This is a genomic window from Pseudoalteromonas sp. S558, from assembly GCF_005886635.1.
Lineage (GTDB): Bacteria > Pseudomonadota > Gammaproteobacteria > Enterobacterales > Alteromonadaceae > Pseudoalteromonas > Pseudoalteromonas aliena.
In genome coordinates, this window is the sequence record NZ_PNDU01000336.1 from 1 (window position 1) to 4,545 (window position 4,545).

At 38.3% G+C, this 4,545-nt stretch carries 4 protein-coding genes and 1 pseudogene; all 5 read right to left on the bottom strand.

Going from position 1 to position 4,545, the window contains the following annotated elements; genetic code table 11:
* Window positions 1-122: 122 nt before the first annotated feature.
* Window positions 123-380, bottom strand: a complete 258-nt coding sequence (locus CWB66_RS18685) for a hypothetical protein (protein ID WP_138586545.1) — start codon at window positions 378-380, stop codon at window positions 123-125.
* Between the two features lie 243 nt (window positions 381-623).
* Window positions 624-962, bottom strand: coding sequence for a hypothetical protein (locus tag CWB66_RS18690; RefSeq protein WP_138586546.1), 339 nt, complete (start codon window positions 960-962; stop codon window positions 624-626).
* A complete protein-coding gene (locus CWB66_RS18695; RefSeq protein ID WP_138586547.1) occupies window positions 959-1,318 on the bottom strand; it encodes a tlde1 domain-containing protein in 360 nt (119 codons plus the stop codon). The genes CWB66_RS18690 and CWB66_RS18695 overlap by 4 nt, the downstream gene beginning before the upstream one ends.
* Before the next feature lie 289 nt (window positions 1,319-1,607).
* Window positions 1,608-1,772: pseudogene (locus CWB66_RS18700) on the bottom strand (serine--tRNA ligase); the annotation flags it as partial.
* Window positions 1,773-1,971: 199 nt separating this feature from the next.
* Window positions 1,972-4,227, bottom strand: a complete 2,256-nt coding sequence (locus CWB66_RS18705; protein ID WP_077538756.1) for an acyl-CoA dehydrogenase — start codon at window positions 4,225-4,227, stop codon at window positions 1,972-1,974.
* Between the last annotated feature and the right edge of the window lie 318 nt (window positions 4,228-4,545).

Below are 4,545 nucleotides of genomic sequence, written 5' to 3' on the forward strand. Positions count from 1 at the left end.
TTGAATTCCATAGTTAATGAGTGTGGTCGCACTTACTACATTAGCAAATACTTCAGAATGTCATATTTATTGGTGGGTTATGGTCAGTGGTGCACTTGCATAATGAATTCGGGTAGCAGTTTTTAACAAGGCATCCTCATAATAACTTTGCGTACAGATATTACATTTCCGTTCCCTATTTCTTGGCTAGGGATCTTATTTTCAAGAGCTGGTAGCTTGCTGCTCATCCATTTAATAGCATTCGATTGAGTATGAAAAAATACAGCACAAGCTACATCATCATAACCACCACATACATTTATAAGCTCATCTTTAAAAACACAAGAATCGAAATTTTTTCTAAAGCAATCAACATATTTATTCCAAGCTTCATTATTCACGAGAACTCCAAGTGACTGCTAACGAGCCTGTAGATTAACTCATTTTTTTATTTCTTTTTATTGATAAACAAACCATAGCTGAGTTCCTATTTTGGTTCAATTGATTACTGTATTTTTACGCAGAATATAAAAAGAGTTTGGTGTTGTTTTAATTGGCGTTTTGGAAGGGGTTACGGGGGGCTTGAGTGGCTTTAATAGGCAGTATTAGTGCATTTAAAGTCAGATGTATCAGGTTAAGGTTGGTCACTTTAACTTTTTTAAAAGTAGTCCTAATAGAGCCAAAGCAAACACCATAGATGCTGAAATATAACCATGATAAAAATACGAATTGCCCTGCTCAAAATAAACTGCTTCTCTAAAGGTAGGATCAGCGTACATATCATAAAAACCATAAGCGAGACATGCAGAAATAAATGCAGCAAATAGAGGAGCCAAATTAAACCGTAATGAAGCAATAAGCACTAACATACCAAGAACAATGCTTAGTAGCCACATATTCGAAATACTCGGTACTTTATCAGATATCTCTGCATAACCTACCGAAGGTAATGAAACTAACAACAAACCAACTATTTTTTTCATTCAATAACCTCCACTAAAATTTTAACTTTACTTGAAGTTATATAATCTAAAATTTTATCTGTCATCGTACTCCCCATAACACCGCCACCGATATCTATACAACCAGCAGAACCTTCAAGATCGCCACCATGTAAGAAAAAGTTATCTCTTCCATAAACTTTTGTTTCGATCGAAGGATGAAGTCTTACTCTCCAATCCCCCCAATCTCCTTTTGTGCGACGAAGCACATCTCCAACAAAATTAGGATTACTTAATTCTGAAGGTTTAATATAATAGTTCCCGACAGGAAGTGGACTTTCAAATGGCTTTATTTGGCAAGCAATAGAGGCATTATTTAATGCATGAATCTCTGCCACTCGTTGCTTTTGTTAAAATTGATAAACATGGAGTAGTAAGGTTTAGACTTTTATTGCTAATCGAAAAAATAATTTTCATAGCTAATTTCCGTATATTAAAAGTTTCTCAATAGTACCGCATAACCATTATTTTTCAAATAACAAAAGCTATTGATACTATTTTATTTAGCGGAGTGTTAGATTTATTCTTCTAGGTTTTTTAACGCCTTGACGGCGAAAACGTGCTGCATTAGGTGCGATTGGAAATCAACTATCTTTAAACATGAAAAATTTCGCGTTATGATTCTTGCGCAGTTAAGCGAATTGGTAAATCGCTTTTTTCGTAAATCTCGTCGCGTGCACTGTTAGTAAGCGGTACTACTGCTGTAGGGATTAAGCTAAAACCAGCCTGTTGTTCACTGTCGTCGTTTACTAGACCTAATGTATGGAAAAAATCGCCTGCAAATTTAGGTAATGAAAAACTAAACTAGACAGTCTCTCTAATTGAACAAGCAAAACGACCATCAAATTAGCCGTCATTGCCCCTGTCTCAAAATTGCACACATAAAAAAGCCCCGCTTGTTTTTACACAAGCGGGGCTCCACACTAATAACTTTCAAAAATAAAAGCGCCGATACTGCGGGCGCTTTGCATTATTGAATTAAATTTACAGCTTACTGATTAACTACGCTTTTAAGCGGGTTAATCGGCTGTGCGTTGTCGTCTAGGATGTTCATATCGAAATCGAACTCATCTACACGAATCGCTTTTTCACGTTTGATGTTGTAATCAATTAACTGAACATGTTCAGCTTGCGTGATTACATTTGCCGCTAGTGCGTTATCAAGCGTAATGTTAAAGCGTGCGCCTGCTTTAATCGTTTTAGCACGTAGTGCTTTTTTAACTTTTGATAATTCAACCAATGATGCCATTTTAGCTTTGTAAGCTTGCTCATTGATATGATGGCCATCGCCCTCAACTGGCTTAACTAAATGCGTGATTTGCGCTTTAAATGCGGTATCAAGCTGTGCTTGCTTAGCTAGTTCGCGAATTAGATCATCACTAATTTTTGGCATTTTAGTTGAGTAGTTCATTGTAATAAAACGAATAAACTTACGCGTACCGCTTGCAGGGAAGTTATCTAAAAACTTATGCAATGCTTCTTCTGCACTTTGCAGAGCAAAACGAGTCGCGTAATGGAAATACGGCGCTGCTTGCTCACGGTCACTACTTGCTACTTTTTGCTCGTAGTATTTAATTGATGCCATAGCTGCGTACAAAAAGCTCATTACATCGCCTAAACGTGCCGATAGCATTTCTGCTTGTTTTAACTTACCGCCAAGTACTAATAACGAAAAGTCAGCGTACACTGCAAGTTTTGCAGATAACTTATGTACTGCTTTTTCGTAGTCGCGTACTTCTGGTAATTCAGAGTTTGCGCTTGCTGTGAATGGTAAAACACCTAAGCGGAAAGCACGTAAGCTGTTTGCTGTGCTGTAGCCAATTGTTTTACGTAAAATGCCGTTAAATTCTTTATCGGCGCCTTTGTCTTCGCTATGAATTGACTCAACCATAGATTGTAAATATGGGTGACAACGCATAACACCTTGACCAAAAATCATTAGGTTACGAGTAAGAATGTTCGCGCCTTCTACCGTAATGGCAATCGGTTGTGCAACATAACCACTTGCTAAGGTATTTTGTGGACCGTTTTGAATCGCTTTTCCTGCTTGAATATCCATTGCTGAATCAAGTACGTCGCGACCAAGCTCTGTCATGTGGTATTTAGCGATTGCGGTTACTACTGATGGTTTTAAGCCCATGCCTAAGCCTTCAGTTGTAAGTACGCGCATTGCTTCTTGTAGGTATGTTTTACCTGCAATGTCAGCTAGTTTTTCTTGAATACCTTCAAATTGGCCAATCGCCAAACCAAACTGTTCACGCACTGCTGCGTATTCAGACGCTGATTTAAATGCAACTTGTGCTGTACTCACACCTAGTGCAGGTAATGAAATACCACGGCCAGCACCTAAACAGCTAACCAGCATTTGCCAACCACGGCCGATATTTTTCTGTCCACCAATAACAAAGTCCATTGGTACAAATACTTTGTTACCACGTGTAGTACCGTTGTAAAAACGGATACCCATTGGATCATGGCGATTACCAAGCTCTACACCTGGGTGCTCTTTTGGAATAAGTGCACAAGTAATACCTAGGTTTTCTTTACCACCTAGTAAACCATTTGGATCAACTACTTTAAATGCTAAACCAAGTACGGTAGCAATAGGTGCAAGCGTAATGTAGCGCTTGTCCCATGTGATTTCTAAACCAAGCACTTCTTTGCCGTTATACATACCTTTAGTAACAGTACCCACATCTGGAATACCGCCGGCATCAGAACCCGCTTCTGGGCTTGTTAATGCAAAACATGGAATGTCTGTGCCATTTGCTAGGCGTGGTAGGTAATGTGCTTGTTGTTCTTGCGTACCAAAATGAAGTAGTAACTCACCTGGGCCTAACGAGTTAGGTACCATTACAGTTACCGCTACCGCTGAGCTTTTAGTAGCAATTGTGCCTACAATAGTAGAGTTTGCATAAGGGCTAAACTCTAAACCACCAAACGATTTAGGAATGATAAGCGAGAAAAAACGCTCTTTTTTCAAAAATTCTAGAATGTCATTTGGTAAATGAATCCCATTTTGAATCACTGAATCGTCAATCATGCCCAATAACTCTTTTACTGGACCGTCTAAGAACGCTTGCTCGTCTGCGCTTAGTTTAGCTGCAGGTACGTCGCGTAATGCGCTGAAATCAGGTTTACCTTGGTAAATAGACCCTTCAAGCCATACATCACCTGCGTCTAGCGCTTCTTGTTCAGTGATAGAAATACTTGGCAATACTTTTTTTAATTTTGTACGTAAACTCATGATTGAACTCATCCGACCAGCTAATAATACCTACATTACGTCATAAAAAACCGTTTAGATCAATTACTCTATCCAATAAATTAACAGTTTTTTCAATTTATTTTCTTTACCTGAACGTAAACTGTTGAAACACAAAGGCTTACAGTTGTACGCTGAAAGTAACTATTTTTATTAAAATGACGAATAAAACAGCTAATAAACCTGAACTCTGGATAATAAATCTATCTCTAGCAGCTATTTTCAGCGCTAACTGCGTTAAATTTACTTGCAATAGGCCAGCTATTGATGCGTAAGTTCACCTTGTTTTCACTGAAAAGG